Source organism: Cupriavidus sp. 30B13 (assembly GCF_049059565.2).
In the GTDB taxonomy this organism is placed as follows: domain Bacteria; phylum Pseudomonadota; class Gammaproteobacteria; order Burkholderiales; family Burkholderiaceae; genus Cupriavidus.
On sequence record NZ_CP188223.1, the window covers coordinates 690,178 to 705,532 of the forward strand.

At 66.6% G+C, this 15,355-nt stretch carries 13 protein-coding genes; 7 read left to right on the forward strand and 6 right to left on the reverse strand.

Annotated features, from left to right (window positions below):
• Positions 1–56 precede the first annotated feature (56 nt).
• Positions 57–449, reverse strand: a complete 393-nt coding sequence (locus ACKI2N_RS03325) for a ribbon-helix-helix domain-containing protein (protein ID WP_420994599.1) — start codon at positions 447–449, stop codon at positions 57–59.
• A gap of 65 nt (positions 450–514) precedes the next feature.
• Complete coding sequence (locus tag ACKI2N_RS03330) at positions 515–1,093, reverse strand: DJ-1/PfpI family protein (protein WP_420994600.1); 579 nt, start codon at positions 1,091–1,093, stop codon at positions 515–517.
• Positions 1,094–1,273: 180 nt separating this feature from the next.
• Between ACKI2N_RS03330 and ACKI2N_RS03335 the strand changes: the two genes are divergently transcribed.
• The 3 genes from ACKI2N_RS03335 to ACKI2N_RS03345 all read left to right on the forward strand — a co-directional run bounded on the left by ACKI2N_RS03335 (position 1,274) and on the right by ACKI2N_RS03345 (position 4,441).
• Positions 1,274–1,846 (forward strand): adenine phosphoribosyltransferase, encoded by a 573-nt coding sequence (locus ACKI2N_RS03335; RefSeq protein WP_020202679.1) that lies wholly within the window; start codon positions 1,274–1,276, stop codon positions 1,844–1,846.
• A gap of 37 nt (positions 1,847–1,883) precedes the next feature.
• Complete coding sequence (locus tag ACKI2N_RS03340) at positions 1,884–2,498, forward strand: LysE family translocator (protein WP_420994601.1); 615 nt, start codon at positions 1,884–1,886, stop codon at positions 2,496–2,498.
• A 257-nt stretch (positions 2,499–2,755) separates the two neighbouring features.
• Positions 2,756–4,441: a Na/Pi cotransporter family protein gene (locus ACKI2N_RS03345; protein WP_420994602.1), complete on the forward strand. Its 1,686-nt coding sequence runs from the start codon at positions 2,756–2,758 to the stop codon at positions 4,439–4,441.
• Here the strand turns inward: ACKI2N_RS03345 and ACKI2N_RS03350 are convergent.
• Positions 4,413–4,625 carry a hypothetical protein gene (locus tag ACKI2N_RS03350; RefSeq protein WP_420994603.1) on the reverse strand — a complete coding sequence of 71 codons (213 nt, stop codon included), beginning with the start codon at positions 4,623–4,625 and terminating at the stop codon, positions 4,413–4,415. The two genes, ACKI2N_RS03345 and ACKI2N_RS03350, sit on opposite strands and share 29 nt — an antisense overlap.
• A 658-nt stretch (positions 4,626–5,283) precedes the next feature.
• Complete coding sequence (gene uvrA / locus ACKI2N_RS03355; RefSeq protein WP_420994604.1) at positions 5,284–8,148, reverse strand: excinuclease ABC subunit UvrA; 2,865 nt, start codon at positions 8,146–8,148, stop codon at positions 5,284–5,286.
• A 385-nt stretch (positions 8,149–8,533) separates the two neighbouring features.
• On the opposite strand from uvrA, the gene ACKI2N_RS03360 reads away from it, so the two are divergent.
• The 3 genes from ACKI2N_RS03360 to ACKI2N_RS03370 all read left to right on the forward strand — a co-directional run bounded on the left by ACKI2N_RS03360 (position 8,534) and on the right by ACKI2N_RS03370 (position 12,464).
• The gene (locus ACKI2N_RS03360) at positions 8,534–9,802 is read left to right on the forward strand and encodes an MFS transporter (protein ID WP_420994605.1); all 1,269 of its coding nucleotides are present in this window, start codon (positions 8,534–8,536) and stop codon (positions 9,800–9,802) included.
• A gap of 204 nt (positions 9,803–10,006) precedes the next feature.
• Complete coding sequence (locus ACKI2N_RS03365) at positions 10,007–10,546, forward strand: single-stranded DNA-binding protein (protein WP_420994606.1); 540 nt, start codon at positions 10,007–10,009, stop codon at positions 10,544–10,546.
• A 493-nt stretch (positions 10,547–11,039) separates the two neighbouring features.
• Positions 11,040–12,464 carry a PLP-dependent aminotransferase family protein gene (locus ACKI2N_RS03370; protein WP_420994607.1) on the forward strand — a complete coding sequence of 475 codons (1,425 nt, stop codon included), beginning with the start codon at positions 11,040–11,042 and terminating at the stop codon, positions 12,462–12,464.
• Between the two features lie 48 nt (positions 12,465–12,512).
• On the opposite strand, the gene moaD is transcribed toward ACKI2N_RS03370, so the two are convergent.
• Entirely contained in the window at positions 12,513–12,770 is a 258-nt protein-coding gene (gene moaD / locus ACKI2N_RS03375) for a molybdopterin converting factor subunit 1 (protein ID WP_420994608.1), read from the reverse strand.
• A 42-nt stretch (positions 12,771–12,812) separates the two neighbouring features.
• A complete protein-coding gene (locus ACKI2N_RS03380) occupies positions 12,813–13,367 on the reverse strand; it encodes a molybdenum cofactor biosynthesis protein MoaE (RefSeq protein WP_420994609.1) in 555 nt (184 codons plus the stop codon).
• Positions 13,368–13,954: 587 nt separating this feature from the next.
• On the opposite strand from ACKI2N_RS03380, the gene ACKI2N_RS03385 reads away from it, so the two are divergent.
• On the forward strand, positions 13,955–15,355 hold the full coding sequence (locus tag ACKI2N_RS03385; RefSeq protein ID WP_420994696.1) for a cytochrome ubiquinol oxidase subunit I: 1,401 nt from the start codon (positions 13,955–13,957) through the stop codon (positions 15,353–15,355).

Here is a 15,355-nt window from a genome sequence, read left to right on the forward strand (position 1 = left end):
AAGCGCCCGATACGGCACGCGGATACGGTACGCGGTGCGGAGGGCGCGGCCCGGGCCTAGGCTGCGGCGCGGCGGGCGGTCTTCGCGTCCGCGCCGCTGTCGGCCCACGAAGGCGGCAGGCCGTCGAGGACCGAGCGCGCGTCGAGCGAGCGGATCGGCACCAGCGGATCGGCCGGGATGCGGCCTTCGCCCTGCAGCATCAGGTAACGCAGGCAGCACACGCGCAGGAAGGAGGTGAAGTTCGCCGCCTCGCCCCGGTAGGCCACCAGCTCGTCATGCAGGCGCGTGATCAGCTGGCCCACGCTCATGGCATCGCGCCGGGCCAGCGTTTCCAGCACTTCCCAGAACAGGCTTTCCAGGCGGATGCTGGTGGCCACGCCGTGCAGCCGCAACGAGCGCGACTGGCACAGGTAGGACTCCGGATTCGCCCGGATGAAGATTTCGCACATGGGAGACTCCCGTTCGGCGCGGCCCGGCGGGCAGCGCAAGCACGCGGGGCCGCCTTCGGAAGCCTCTAATGTACGATCCGGGTGCCCAGCACCGCAAGGAACTGCGCCAGCCAGGCCGGATGCGCCGGCCATGCCGGGGCCGTCACCAGGTTGCCGTCGGTATGGGCCTGGTCCACCGGGATGTCGGCGTACTTGCCGCCGGCCAGGCGCACTTCCGGCGCGCAGGCGGGATAGGCCGAGCAGGTGCGGCCTTCCAGCACGCCCGCGGCGGCCAGCAGCTGCGCGCCGTGGCAGACCGCGGCGATCGGCTTGCTGGCGCCGGCGAAGTGACGCACGATCTCCAGCACGCGCTCGTTCAGGCGCAGGTATTCGGGGGCGCGCCCGCCCGGGATCACCAGCGCATCGTAGGCGGCGGGATCGACCTCGGCGAAGGTCGCGTTGAGCGCGAAGTTGTGGCCGCGCTTCTCGCTGTAGGTCTGGTCGCCCTCGAAATCATGGATGGCGGTCGGGCAGCTGGCGCCGGCCTTCTTGTCCGGGCACACCGCGTGGACCGTGTGGCCCACCATCTGGAGCGCCTGGAAAGGCACCATGGTTTCGTAGTCCTCGGCGTAGTCGCCGACCAGCATCAAGATCTTTTTTGCCATCGCGGTCTCCTGTATGGTTACGGGTGCCCGGCGGGAGGGGCGCGCATGCCTGCGCGCCCGGGCCGCCCGGCGCCAGCCCATTGTGTTGCCGTTCGCGGCTGCCCGGGTAGTAACCCATTACCGCATCCCCATTACCGCATCCGGCCTGCCGGGCCGGCAGGCCGCATCGAACGAGTCCCCATGCCCAATACCACCATCCAGTCGTCCGCCCTCGGCCACGTCACCGAGTACCTGCGTGAGCGGATCCGCACGGTGCCCGACTGGCCGCAGCCCGGCGTGATGTTCCGCGACATCACGCCGCTGCTGCAGGATCCCAAGACCCTGCGCGTGCTGATCGACGTCTTCGTCCACCGCTACATGGACGCCCGCCTGGACCTGGTCGCCGGCATCGACGCGCGCGGCTTCATCCTCGGCGCCATCGTGGCCTACGAGCTCAACCTCGGCTTCGTGCCGATCCGCAAGAAGGGCAAGCTGCCGTTCCAGACGGTGTCCGAGGAGTACGAGCTGGAATACGGCAGCGCCACCGTCGAGATCCACGCCGACGCCTGCAAGCCCGGCGACCGCGTGCTGCTGATCGACGACCTGATCGCCACCGGCGGCACCATGATGGCCGGGCGCAAGCTGCTCGAGCGCCTGGGCGCCACGGTGGTGGAGGGCGCGGCCATCGTCGACCTGCCGGAGCTGGGCGGCTCGCGCCACCTGCTCGACAGCGGGCTGCCGCTGTTCACCGTGTGCCGCTTCGACGGGCACTGAAGCGCGGCGCGCGCCTGGACCTGTCACCGGAGCCTCCATGCCCGATATCCTGCTGTTCCTCGTCACCTCGGTAGCCATCACCCTGGCGCCCGGGCCCGACAATCTCCAGGTGCTGGCGCGCGGCATGGCGCAGGGGCGCCGCGCCGGCGTGGTGGCGGCGCTGGGCTTTGCCTCGGGCTGCCTGTTCCACACCGTGGTGGCCGCGGTCGGGCTGGCGGCCGTGCTGCGTTCCTCGCCGCTGGCGTTCCAGTGCATCAAGCTGGCCGGCGCCGCCTACCTGATCTGGATCGGCATCCAGGCGCTGCGCTCGCGCGGCGCGCTCGGCCAGGCCGCCGATGCGCCGGCGGTGCCGCTGGCGCGGGTGTTCCGCCAGAGCGTGCTGGCCAACCTGATGAATCCCAAGGTGACGCTGTTTTTCCTGGTGTTCCTGCCCCAGTTCGTGCACGCCGACGCCGCCCGTGCGGGCTGGCAGATGCTGCTGCTGGGCGTGGTCTTCATGCTGCAGACGGCGGTGGTGTTCTCGCTGTTCGGGCTGTTCGCCGGCGTGCTGGGCGACTGGCTGCGGCACCGGCCGCGCGCGGGCCGCTGGCTGGACCGCATGGCCGGCGCCATCTTCGTGGCGCTCGGCATCAAGGTCGCGCTGCCGGGCTGAACGCGGCGCCCGTGCCGCTGCGGCGGCGCCGCGTCGTTGCCGCGCGGCCCGCCAGCCATGCCCATGGCGTTGCCCGCACAGGGATGGCGGCGCATAATGCCCCCTTGACAACGATACGATGGCCGGGCGGCACCTTGCGCCGGCATTTGCATCAGCTTCGCGGCCGACTTCGCGGCCGGCTTCGGGACCGGCTTCGCGCTCTCCCGGCTCCTGCATCTGCTTTCGCAACGGCGGCACTGGTCACAGAAGGGCAGACCATGGGCGTTCTACTTCATTTGCTTTCCGGCGTCGCGCTACTGGTGTGGGGCACCAATATCGTCAAGGTGGGCATTCTGCGCGTGTACGGCGCCAACCTGCGCCACGTGCTCTCCTCCAGCATCTCCAACCGCTTCACGGCCTTTGCCGCCGGACTCGGCGTGACCGGGCTGGTGCAGAGCAGCAACGCCACCGCGGTGATCGTCAGTTCCTTCGTCGGCCAGGGCCTGATCGCCGTGGCGCCGGCACTGGCCATCATGCTGGGCGCCAACGTGGGCACCGCGGTGATGGTGCAGGTGTTCTCGCTGGACCTGTCGTGGCTGTCGCCGCTGCTGATCTTCGTCGGCGTGATCCTGCACCTGAGCTGGAAAGGCAGCAAGCCCGGGCACGTCGGCCGCGTGCTGATCGGCCTCGGGCTCATCACGCTGGCCCTCGAGCTGATTTCCATCGCCACCCGGCCGGTGGTGCAGGCCTCCGGCGTCAAGGTACTGTTCGGCACGCTCACCGGCGATCCCACGCTGGACATGCTGGTGGGCGCCTTCCTCACCATCCTGTGCTATTCCAGCCTCGCCGTGGTGCTGTTCTGCGGCGCGCTGGCCTCGGCCGGCGTGGTCTCGCTGCACGTGGCGATGGCGCTGGTGCTGGGCGCCAACCTCGGCTCCGGCATCTCTGCCTTGCTCACCACTTCGGGCAACAACCAGCCCGGCAAGCGCGTCACGCTGGGCAACCTGCTGTCGCGCCTGCTCGGCTGCGTGATCGCGCTGCCGCTGCTGGGGCAGGCCGAGCGCCTGCTAGCGCTGGTCGACGCCGATCCGCAGCGGCTGGTGGTCAACTTCCACCTGCTCTTCAACGTGGCGCTGGCGGTACTGCTGCTGGGCGCCACCGCTCCGCTGGCGCGCCTGTGCGAAGCGGTGCTGCCGGGCCGAAACACCGGCGACAGCCAGGTCACGCCGCGCCATCTCGACGCGGCCGCGCTGTCCACGCCCACGCTGGCGCTGTCCAATGCCGCGCGCGAAGTGCTGCGCATCGGCGACCGCGTCGAGCAGATGCTCGACAACATGCTGCGCGTGCTGCGCACCAACGACGCCAAGCTGGCCGCCGCCACCTGCCGCATCGACGACGAGGTCGACGACCTCTATACCGCGATCAAGCTCTACCTCACCCAGATCAGCCTGGAGGCGCTCGACGAGCGCGACGGCCGGCGCTGGACCGAGATCATCTCGCTCACCATCAACCTCGAGCACGCCGGCGACATCATCGAGCGCATCCTGCTCGACGCGCGCGAGAAGAAGATCGCCCACAACCTGGCGTTCTCGGAAGCGGGCATGCAGGAGATCGCGCAGATGCACGCGCGCGTGGTGGCAAACCTGCGCCTGGGGCTGTCGGTCTTCCTGTCCGGCGACCTGAAGAGCGCCCAGCAGCTCATGGGCGAGAAAGCGACGTTCCGCGACCTGGAGCGCCAGTACGCGCGCAACCATCTGCAGCGCATCGCCGTGCAGACCGCCGAGAGCATCGAGACCAGTTCGCTGCACCTCGACATCATCAGCGATCTCAAGCGCCTCAACTCGCTGTTTTGCGCTACTGCCTATCCGGTGCTGGAGGAGGCGGGGGTGCTTAATCGGAGCCGGATGAAGGAGGGGGATGGGAGCGAGCCGCCGGTTAGGGTTGTGCCTTCGGCGCAGGTGTAGGGTTTGGGGGGTGGTGTTTTAAAATCGGCTGCTTAACTTCAAAGTCAAAGGCTTTAAAATCAAAGGCTTTAAATTCAACGTCAAAGTCAAAGGCTTTCGCTCCCCCGGAGCGACCTACTTTCTTTTTTCCGAAAAGAAAGTAGGCAAAGAAAGCGGACTGCCTGGCCGGCAGGGGCAGAAACATTGGGATTATTAATGTTAATGGTTTCGTCGTGGGGTTTGTAGTTCTGCTGGTATCCTGCCGTTACCGGGTTTAATGGCCACTATTCTGCGAGCGGTGCTGGATTCGTGGTGGCGCTGCATGATGGCGTAGGCCCAGGTAGTTCAGGCTGCTGCCGCGACCGGGGCGGATGCCACGTCATAGGCACGGCCCTGGTTTCGTGGTGGGCGCGGTGGCTCCAGTTTGAACGTAGCCCCATACACCCGCGCCCCGGTCCACCACGCCCACCACGAAACCATGAGGGTGCTACGTCGTGGCCGCCAAAACCGGTAACGGCAGATGGCAGAACAAGCAGTGCGCCCGCCATCATAGGTCTCACCCCGAAACCAATATCGCGAGCAAGATCGTGGTGGGTCGAACCGGTACCGGCAGGATGCGAGCAGAACCACAGTCCCCACCACGAAACCACCAACAATCAGCAATTCCAACGTTTCTGCCCCTGCCGGCCAGGCAGTCCGCTTTCTTTGCCTACTTTCTTTTCGGAAAAAAGAAAGTAGGTCGCTCCGGGGGAGCGAAAGCCTTTGACTTTGACGTTGAATTTAAAGCCTTTGATTTTAAAGCCTTTGACTTTAAAAAACCTTCAAGCCTTGAAGCCAGTTTCAATCAAGAAAAACCCACCCCCTTACCCCTTCGCCAGCAACGGCGCCAAATACTTCCCGGTAAAACTAGCCCGACTCTTGGCCACCGTCTCCGGCGTCCCCTTGGCAATCACCTGCCCGCCGCCGGCGCCACCTTCTGGCCCCATGTCGAGCAGCCAGTCGGCGGTCTTGATCACGTCGAGGTTGTGTTCGATGATGACCACCGTATTGCCCTGGTCGCGCAGTTTGTGGATGACCTTGAGCAGCAGTTCGATATCGTGGAAATGCAGGCCGGTGGTGGGCTCGTCCAGGATGTAGAGCGTGCGGCCGGTGTCGCGCTTGGACAGTTCCAGCGACAGTTTCACGCGCTGTGCCTCGCCGCCGGACAGCGTGGTGGCGGATTGCCCCAGGCGGATGTAGCCCAGGCCCACGTCGAGCAGTGTCTTGAGCTTGCGCCGCACCACCGGCACCGCGCTGAAGAACTCGTGTGCCTGCTCCACGGTCATGTCCAGCGTTTCGTGGATGTTCTTGCCCTTGTAGAGCACCTCCAGCGTCTCGCGGTTGTAGCGCTTGCCGTGGCACACGTCGCACGGCACGTACACGTCCGGCAGGAAGTGCATCTCCACCTTGAGCACGCCGTCGCCCTGGCAGGCCTCGCAGCGGCCGCCCTTGACGTTGAACGAGAAGCGGCCCGGGTCGTAGCCGCGTTCCTTGGCCGCGGGCACGCCGGCGAACAGTTCGCGGATCGGCGTGAACAGGCCGGTGTAGGTGGCGGGGTTGGAGCGCGGGGTGCGGCCGATCGGGCTCTGGTCGACGTTGATGACCTTGTCGAAATGCTCGAGGCCGTCGATGCGGTCGTGCGCCGCCGGCTCCGCCGTGGAGCCGTACAGGTGGCGCGCCACCGCGTGGTAGAGCGTGTCGTTGATCAGCGTGGACTTGCCCGAGCCGGACACGCCGGTCACGCAGGTCAGCAGGCCCACCGGGATTTCCGCGCTGACGTTGCGCAGGTTGTTGCCGGTGGCATTGACGATGCGCAGCAGCTTGTCCTCGTCCGGCGCGGCACGCCTGGACGGCACTTCGATGCGGCGCGCGCCGGACATGTACTGCCCGGTCAGCGAGTTGGGCGACTGCTCGATCTGCGCGGGCGTGCCCTCGGCCACGATCATGCCGCCGTGCACGCCCGCGCCGGGGCCGATGTCGACCACGTAGTCGCTGGCGCGGATCATGTCTTCGTCGTGCTCCACCACCAGCACCGAGTTGCCGATGTCGCGCAGGTGCTTGAGCGTGCCGATCAGGCGGTCGTTGTCGCGCTGGTGCAGGCCGATCGACGGCTCGTCCAGCACGTACATCACGCCGGTCAGGCCCGAGCCGATCTGCGAGGCCAGCCGGATGCGCTGCGCCTCGCCGCCCGAGAGCGTGTCCGCGCTGCGTTCGAGCGAGAGATAGTCCAGCCCCACGTTGTTGAGGAAGTTCAGCCGCGCGGTGATTTCCTTGACGATCTTGTCGGCGATCTCGCGCTTGGCGCCGTGCATGTCCAGCGTGAGGAAATAGGTCAGCGCGTCGCGCAGCGGCCAGCCGTTGATCTCGAAGATGGCGCGCGCCTGGTCGTTCTCGCCGAGCTTGACGTGGCGCGCCTCGGTGCGCAGCCGCGTGCCGTGGCAGGCCGGGCAGGCCTGGTTGTTCTGGTACTTGGCCAGTTCCTCGCGCACCGCGACCGAGTCGGTCTCGCGGTAGCGCCGCTCCAGGTTGGGGATGATGCCTTCGAAGGCATGCTCGCGCACCGTGGTGCGGCCGCGCTCGTTCATGTAGGTGAACGGGATCTCCACCTCGCCGGAGCCGTGCAGCACCACCTCCTGCACCTCGGCGGGCAGGTCCTCGAAGGCCGTTTCCAGCTCGAAGTCATAGTAGGCCGCCAGGCTTTGCAGCATCTGGAAATAGAACTGGTTGCGGCGGTCCCAGCCCTTGATCGCGCCCGAGGCCAGCGACAGGTTGGGGAAGGCCACCACCCGCTTGGGATCGAAGAACGTGATCTGGCCCAGCCCGTCGCAGCTCGGGCAGGCGCCCATCGGGTTGTTGAACGAGAACAGGCGCGGCTCCAGCTCCTGCAGCGAGTACGAGCAGATCGGGCAGGCGAACTTGGAGCTGAACACATGCTCGTGGCCGCTGTCGATCTCCAGCGCCACGGCGCGGCCGTCGGCCAGGCGCAGCGCGGTCTCGAACGATTCCGCCAGGCGCTGCTTGATGTCGGCGCGCACCTTGACGCGGTCGACCACCACGTCGATCGAATGTTTCTCGGTCTTCTTCAGCTTGGGCAGCGTGTCCACCTCGTAGACCACCGCCGGCGCCTCGTGCGTGGTGCCGCCGCCCGAGCGGACGCGGAAACGCACGAAGCCCTGCGCCTGCATGGTGTCGAACAGGTCCAGGTGCTCGCCCTTGCGGTTGGCCACCACCGGCGCCAGGATCATCAGCTTGGTGTCTTCCGGCAGCGCCAGCGCGGCGTCGACCATCTGCGACACGCTCTGCGCCTGCAGCGGCAGGTTGTGGTCGGGGCAGTAGGGCGTGCCGGCGCGCGCGAACAGCAGGCGCAGGTAGTCGTGGATCTCGGTGACGGTGCCGACCGTGGAGCGGGGATTGTGGCTGGTTGCCTTCTGTTCGATGGAGATCGCGGGCGACAGGCCCTCGATCAGGTCCACGTCGGGTTTCTCCATCAGTTGCAGGAACTGGCGCGCGTAGGCCGACAGCGACTCCACGTAGCGCCGCTGGCCTTCCGCGTACAGGGTGTCGAAGGCCAGCGACGACTTGCCCGAACCGGACAGCCCGGTGATCACGATCAGCTTGTTGCGCGGCAGGTCGAGATTGATGTTCTTCAGGTTGTGGGTACGGGCACCACGGATTCTGATTTCTTCCATATACCGATTGTCTACGCCAGGCGGGCCGCCAGTCAGGTCGACAGGCCGGTCTCACGGAATTCCAAGAAAAAAGCATGCCAGGCGCCGCTCAGGAGGCCCGCCCAGGGCCGCGCAGCGCCCGTTGCGGCGCCCAAAGCGCGGCGAAGCAAACCTGTTAATATACCGAACTTCGGTTTCCGGGGTTGCCCGCCCCTGTCCGGCAGTGCCTTCGGGAGGCCCTTTCCGGGGTCCGCATGAGGGCCGCATGAGGCCTGCATGGGATCCGCGGCGATGCTCCGGACGGTGCCCCGGCGGTGTCGCGCGGTATCCTTGCGCGCGGCGCCCGCATCCGGCACGCCGCACGGGCCGGTCCGGCAACCAGTCTCGGAAATTCCCCACGATCGCAATGTCGTCGATCCATAGCTCCTCCCAAGATGCGGCCAAGGCCGACGATTCCAAGGCCGGCGGCGCCAGCCCGCCGGCGGCCGGGCGCGACCGCATGACCCGCATGGAACTGCGGGCCAGCATCTCGCTGGCCAGCATCTTCGCGCTGCGCATGCTCGGCCTGTTCCTGATCCTGCCGGTGTTCGCCGAATACGCGGCCGGGCTGCCCGACGGGCACGACGCCCAGCGCGTGGGCCTGGCCATGGGCATCTACGGCCTGATGCAGGCCTTCCTCCATATCCCGCTGGGCTGGCTGTCCGACCGCGTCGGCCGCAAGCCGGTTATGGTGGCGGGGCTGCTGCTGTTCGTCGCCGGCGGCCTGGTGGCGGCGAATTCGGACACGCTCACGGGCATCATCGTCGGCCGCTCGCTGCAGGGCATGGGCGCCATCTCCGCTGCCATCACCGCCTGCATCGCCGACCTGACCCGCGAGCAGCACCGCACCAAGGCCATGGCCATGGTCGGCGGCAGCATCGGCCTGACCTTCGCGCTGTCGCTGGTGATCGCCTCGCCGCTGCTGCACGGCATCGGCATGCCCGGCATCTTCACGCTGATGTCGGTGCTGGGCGTGCTCGCCATCTTCGTCACGCTGTTCCTGGTGCCGGCGCCGCCGCCGCCGCATCCCGTGCGCATGCCGTTCCGCGCCGTGCTGGTCAACCCGGACCTGCTGCGGCTCAACGTGGGCGTGCTCGCGCTGCACGCCTCGCAGGTCGCCATGTTCATGGTGGTGCCGGCCATGCTCAGCGACGCCGGCATGCCGCTGGACCAGCACTGGAAGGTCTACCTGCCGGTGGTGCTGGTTTCCTTCGTGCTGATGCTCGGGCCGATGATGGCCGCCGAGCGTTATGGCAAGGTCCGCCCCGTGCTGCTGTGCTCGGTCGGCCTGATGACCGCCGTGCAGTTGCTGTTCGCCGCGGTGCACGGCCTGTGGGGCATCGTCGCGGTGCTGCTGCTGTTTTTCGTCGCCTTCAACGTGCTCGAAGCCATGCAGCCCTCGCTGGTGTCGCGCTATGCCGCGGCCGCGCGCGGGGCCGCGCTCGGCGTGTACAACACCACCCAGGCGATGGGCCTGTTCCTCGGCGGCGCGGTGGGCGGCTGGCTGCTCAAGCACGAAGGCCGCAGCGCCGTATTCCTCGGCTGTGCGGTAGTGTTGCTGCTCTGGCTTATAATCGCCTGGAACATGAAGTCGCCCCCGGCGCGGAAAAGCAATGCGCCGGCTGTCGCCACCTGAAGCCGGCGGCGGCGGGAGGCGGGCCCGCAAGGGTTTTCCGCATCACTTCGTAAAGCTTTTCGCCGCAATTTGGCACTAGCATGACCGCGCGCCCGACTCCATGGCCGGGGGCGCGTTATTCGTTTACGCGCATTTGTTTGCGCATCAGTCAAGGCATCGCCACGCCGCTTGCAGCAGAGGGCGTGGCCCTGGGAGAACACTCACATGGCATCGATCAATAAAGTCATCCTCGTCGGCAACCTGGGCGCGGACCCCGAAACCCGCTACATGCCCAGCGGCGACGCCGTGACCAACATCCGCCTGGCGACCACCGACCGCTACAAGGACAAGCAGAGCGGCGAGTTCAAGGAAGCCACCGAGTGGCACCGCATCGCCTTCTTCGGCAAGCTGGCCGAGATCGCCGGCCAGTACCTGAAGAAGGGCTCGCAGGTCTATATCGAAGGCCGCATCCGCACCCGCAAGTGGACCGACCAGTCCGGCGCGGAAAAATACAGCACCGAAATCGTTGCCGAACAGATGCAGATGCTGGGCTCGCGCCAGGGCATGGGCGGCGGTGGCGGCGGCGACGACATGGGCGGCGGCTACGGCGGCGGCCGTGAATCGGGCGGCGGCGGTGGCTACGGCGCCCGCGGCGGCCAGGCAGCCGGCGCCCAGCAGGGCGGCCAGCCGGCCGGCGGCGCGCGCCGTCCGCAGCCGGCGCCGTCGAACGGCTTCGAGGACATGGACGACGATATTCCGTTCTGACCATTCCGCGATCCATCTCCGCGAAAGCGGAAGATCCAGATGACGCAAGGCCCTCTCCGGAGGGCCTTTTTCTTTTGCGCGTTTCGCCGGGAGGCGGCGTGCGGCCGCTGCCGGGTGAGTTCCCTTGCAGCGGGCCGGGACCGGACAAGTTCCTTTTCCCATGGCAAGAAAAGTGCGGATATGGGCATATATAGGTGATTTAGAGTACAGCCCTCCATATTCCAGGCCTAGACTCAAACTGTGCTCTTTTCCGGCACATCCATGTGTGCTTCTTGTGAATACAACTTCGCCCCTACTCTTCCTTTCAACCAGATAACGCGCAGCCGGCGATGGTCACCCGGACCCGGCAATGCGCATTCACCGGAGCTACCGTCGTGACAGACGAAGCAGGGAAGACAAGCGAAATTCACCCCCACCCTGGCGCCGCATTGCATCTCGGGCAAGGCGGCCCCACCGGGCCTGATTCAGGCGGCCCGGCCGGAGGGCGCGGCCGATGAAGCTCTACGAGAAGTTCGCCGACGATATCGAGCGGCTGATCCAGCAGGGTGTCTACCGCCATGGCGAACGATTGCCTTCCGTGCGGCAGGCCAGCCAGCAGCACCGCATCAGCATCACCACGGTGCTTCATGCCTACCTGCTGCTGGAAAGCCGCGGCCTGCTGCTGAGCCGGCCGCAGTCCGGCTATTTCGTCGACCTGCAGCGCGGCGCGGACGAGCAGCAAATGCAGGAGCTGCGGGCGTCCAGGCCGATCGCCGTGTCTTCCTCGGTGGACGTCAGCCGGCTGGTGCTTTCGACGTTGCGCTCGATCGGCGCCAGCGATGCCGTGCCGCTCGGTTCGCCGTACCCGGACCCCGCCATGTTCCCGTTCGAGAAGCTGAACCGGTATGCCTATATGTCGGGCCGCGAAAAGACGCTCTGGAGCGTGACGAACGCGCTGCCGCCAGGCAATCCGCGCCTGCTGCGGCAGATCGCGCGCCGCTACCTCGAGAACGGCATGCCGGTCGACCCGAACGAGGTCATCGTCACCGTCGGCGCGACCGAGGCGATCAATATCTGCCTTCAGGCCGTCGCAAAGCCGGGGGACGTGATCGCGGTCGAGTCGCCGACGTTCTACGCCATGCTGCACGCGATCGAACGCATGGGCATGAAGGCGATCGAGGTATCGACGCATCCCGAATACGGCATCGATATCGCCGCGCTGGCCGCGATCGTGAAGTCGCAGCCGGTCGCGGCGTGCATGGTCATGCCCAACTTCCAGAATCCGCTTGGCTTCCAGATGCCGGACGAGCGCAAGCGGGAGCTCGTCGAGTTCCTGACGAGGTCGGACATTCCCGTCATCGAGAATGCCGTGTACAACGAACTGTATTTCGGCGACACGCATCCCAGCACGTTGAAGACCTACGACCGCAAGGGCATCGTCCTGCATTGCTCGTCGTTCTCGAAGAGCCTGACGGCAGCCTATCGCATCGGCTGGGCGCTGCCGGGCCGTTATCGCGATCAGGTCGAGAAGCTCAAGTTCCTGAACACGCTGGCAACGCCGACGGTTCCGCAGCTTGCCATCGCGGAGTATCTCGAGCGCGGCGGCTACGAGCATCATCTGCGCAGGATCCGCAAGGCCTACGCGCAGCAGGCCAACCTGATGCGAGCCATGGTTTCCCGCTTCTTCCCGGAGGGAACCCGCATGTCCAGCCCGGCCGGCGGCTACGTGCTGTGGGTCGAGCTGCCCGCCAGGGTCGATGCCATGCAGCTCTACCAGCTCGCGCTCGACCGCGGCATCACCATCGGCCCCGGCTATATGTTCTCGAACTCCGGCGCTTACCGGAACTTCATCCGGCTCAACTACAGCAGCCCGTGGTCGAGCCAGATCGAGGAGGCCGTGATCGAGGTCGGCAAGCTCGTGGCGATGTGTGCCCGCTGACGGCAACGAGGTGGCGAGGCCGGGAAGGCGGCGTGGTCCGCCCGCCGCTCAGCCACCCGTGACAGGCGGAAAGAACGCGATCTCGCTGTCCTCCCGCACCACGTACGCGCCGTCGACCAGTTCTAGGTTGACGGCGGCCCGGACCGGCCGGTGCGCCTGCAACGCATCGGCCGAGCGCGCGTCCCGCGAGGCGAGGGTCTTCCTGAGTCCGTCCACGGTCGTCTCGGGCGCGTCGATATCGACGGTCTCCTCGGCGAGGCCGAGCTGTTCACGAATGCCAGCGAAGTACTTGATGGTGAGTTTCATGCGCGCCGTTCTGCTTTCGGTTTCAGGCTGGAAGGGAAGGGATCAGCCCCAGCGGTTCGCCGCCCGTTCGTCGCGCGCCTTGGACTCGACCCATTCCGATGTGCCGTCGTGCCGGATTTCTTTTTTCCAGAACGGCCCATAGGTCTTGAGGAAATCCATCAGGAATTCGCAGGCATCGAACGCCGCCTGCCGATGTGGCGACGCGACGACGACGAGGACGACCGGATTGCCGAGCGCGACACGTCCGATCCGGTGCACGATCTTCACCGCGCCCAAGCGCCATCGCGCGTTCGCTTCTTCGACGATGCTCCATAACGCCTGTTCGGTCATGCCCGGATAGTGCTCGATATCGAGCGCCACCACATCGTCGGTGTCGCCGGACCGGCGCACCACTCCCAGGAAGTTGACGATGGCGCCCACATTGGGATTGCGCATGATCGGATCGACCTCGCCCGCGAAGTCGATCGGCTGGTGCTGCACGCGCACCTCGAAGCCGGCGGCGATGGCATGCCGCGCCAGGCCGCCGCCGTCGGCCACGTCTTCGCCTTGCACCGTACTTCCCGTGCCAGTGGTCTGGGGAAGGAAGGTTGATGTCATTGCTGCTCTCCAGGCATGGGCTCGCCCTCTTGCGCACCCGGCGCGATGACGCCCGCGATCCGCCCGGCGGCACGCGGGGCAGGGCCGCGCAGGCGCCGCTCTTCGGCGCCTGTCTCCACGGCCGCGGGCGAAAGCGGCCGGCCCGCCGATGCGGCGGCTGCACTGAGCATAGGCCGCCCGCGGCCCGGGCCGGGCATACAGTTCGCGCCGGTTCCCGGGAGTACAGTTGCCGCTGGCAGAGCGCGGCCGTCCGCTGCATGTCCGTTCACGCACGGTCCTGTCCCGCGCGTGCCATGCCGGCCGGCAGAGCACAGTTCGGATGCCTTCGTCGCGCGCGCCCGCTTTACAGGTACAACTCGGCAGGAGGCGGCGAAACACAGTTCCCGCGCGGCGACATTCGTTTGCATGCGGCCTCCGAACTGCACTATCGTCGTATCCAGATCTGGCGTCTTCGCGCCCCGGTGCGGCCGCGCCCGGCAGGTCGGCGGGCCTTTGTCCGCGCGCGCTCCGCCGGGCAAGGTCCGCTTTCGGGTCGCGGCGCAGCGACCGGGGCAGCGGACCTTTCATTCCAAGCGCAGGCGAAAATCATGGAAATCTTCGATGCCCTACACCTCGCCCGGCTGCAGTTCGCCTTCACCGTTTCCTTCCACATCGTCTTTCCGGCGATCAGCATCGGCATGGCGAGCTTCCTGGCCGTACTGGAATGGCGCTGGCTGGCGACGGGCGATAGCCATTACAAGGACATGTTCCTGTTCTGGTCGAAGATATTCGCCGTCAGCTTCGGCATGGGGGTGGTGTCCGGCGTCGTGATGGCTTACGAGTTCGGCACCAACTGGAGCGGGTTCTCGCAGGTTGCCGGCAACATCACGGGACCGTTGCTGACCTACGAAGTCCTGACGGCCTTCTTCCTCGAGGCAGGCTTTCTGGGCGTGATGCTGTTCGGCTGGCAGCGCGTCAGCGCGCGGGCGCACTTCTTCGCGACGCTGATGGTTGCGCTGGGCACGCTGATTTCCACGTTCTGGATCCTGGCGTCGAACAGCTTCATGCATACCCCGCAGGGATTCGCCGTCGAGAACGGCCGCATCGTTCCGGTCGACTGGCTGAAGGTGGTGTTCAATCCGTCCTTTCCCTATCGCCTCGCGCACATGACGATCGCGGCGTTCATCGTGGCGGGATTCATGGTCGCCGCCTGCGGCGCCTGGCACTTGCTGCAGGGGCGGCGCGACGTGCCGGTCAAGCGCAGCTTCTCGATGGCGCTGTGGATCCTGCTGCTGGTGACGCCGGTCCAGATCGTCGTGGGCGATGCGCATGGCCTCAACACGCGCGAGTACCAGCCGGCCAAGATCGCGGCGATCGAAGGCCTCTGGGAAACGGAAAAGGGCGGCACGGCGCTCAATCTGTTCGGGCTTCCCGACATGGAAGCGGAAGTGACACGCTATGCGCTGAAGGTTCCCCATCTCGGCAGCCTGATCCTGACGCACAGCTGGGACGGAGAGATCCGCGGCCTGAAGGAGTTTCCGCGCAGGGACCGGCCCTACTCGCCGGTCGTGTTCTGGACGTTCCGGATCATGGCGGGACTCGGCATGCTGATGCTGTTGACGGTGCTGCTCGGCCTGCTGCTGAGAACGCGCGGCCGGCTTTACGAAACGCGCTGGTTCCAGTGGCTGGTGCTGGGCATGGGCCCGTCCGGGCTGGTCGCGCTGCTGGCCGGATGGATCACGACCGAGGTTGGCCGGCAGCCCTGGACCGTGTATGGCGTGCTGCGCACGGAGGATTCGGTCTCGCCGGTGAGCGCCCAGCTTGCCGGGGTGTCCCTGCTGATCTTCGTCATCGTGTATTTCCTGGTGTTCGGGATGGGCGTCTACTACATGTTGAAACTGATGAAGCGCGGGCCGGTGCTGAACTCGCACGCCGCCGCCTCGCTCAGGCACCCGGGACTGCGCAACCGCGCGCTGGCCGCGCCGTCGGACGCGCTGGAAGGAGAGTGA

Excerpts from the sequence above, each read along its gene's own strand:
- ACKI2N_RS03325 (WP_420994599.1), bottom strand. The coding sequence starts at position 449 with ATGTGCGAAATCTTCATCCGGGCGAATCCGGAGTCCTACCTGTGCCAG.
- ACKI2N_RS03330 (WP_420994600.1), bottom strand. The coding sequence starts at position 1,093 with ATGGCAAAAAAGATCTTGATGCTGGTCGGCGACTACGCCGAGGACTAC.
- ACKI2N_RS03335 (WP_020202679.1), top strand. The coding sequence starts at position 1,274 with ATGCCCAATACCACCATCCAGTCGTCCGCCCTCGGCCACGTCACCGAG.
- ACKI2N_RS03340 (WP_420994601.1), top strand. The coding sequence starts at position 1,884 with ATGCCCGATATCCTGCTGTTCCTCGTCACCTCGGTAGCCATCACCCTG.
- ACKI2N_RS03345 (WP_420994602.1), top strand. The coding sequence starts at position 2,756 with ATGGGCGTTCTACTTCATTTGCTTTCCGGCGTCGCGCTACTGGTGTGG.
- ACKI2N_RS03350 (WP_420994603.1), bottom strand. The coding sequence starts at position 4,625 with ATGTTTCTGCCCCTGCCGGCCAGGCAGTCCGCTTTCTTTGCCTACTTT.
- uvrA (WP_420994604.1), bottom strand. The coding sequence starts at position 8,148 with ATGGAAGAAATCAGAATCCGTGGTGCCCGTACCCACAACCTGAAGAAC.
- ACKI2N_RS03360 (WP_420994605.1), top strand. The coding sequence starts at position 8,534 with ATGTCGTCGATCCATAGCTCCTCCCAAGATGCGGCCAAGGCCGACGAT.
- ACKI2N_RS03365 (WP_420994606.1), top strand. The coding sequence starts at position 10,007 with ATGGCATCGATCAATAAAGTCATCCTCGTCGGCAACCTGGGCGCGGAC.
- ACKI2N_RS03370 (WP_420994607.1), top strand. The coding sequence starts at position 11,040 with ATGAAGCTCTACGAGAAGTTCGCCGACGATATCGAGCGGCTGATCCAG.
- moaD (WP_420994608.1), bottom strand. The coding sequence starts at position 12,770 with ATGAAACTCACCATCAAGTACTTCGCTGGCATTCGTGAACAGCTCGGC.
- ACKI2N_RS03380 (WP_420994609.1), bottom strand. The coding sequence starts at position 13,367 with ATGACATCAACCTTCCTTCCCCAGACCACTGGCACGGGAAGTACGGTG.
- ACKI2N_RS03385 (WP_420994696.1), top strand. The coding sequence starts at position 13,955 with ATGGAAATCTTCGATGCCCTACACCTCGCCCGGCTGCAGTTCGCCTTC.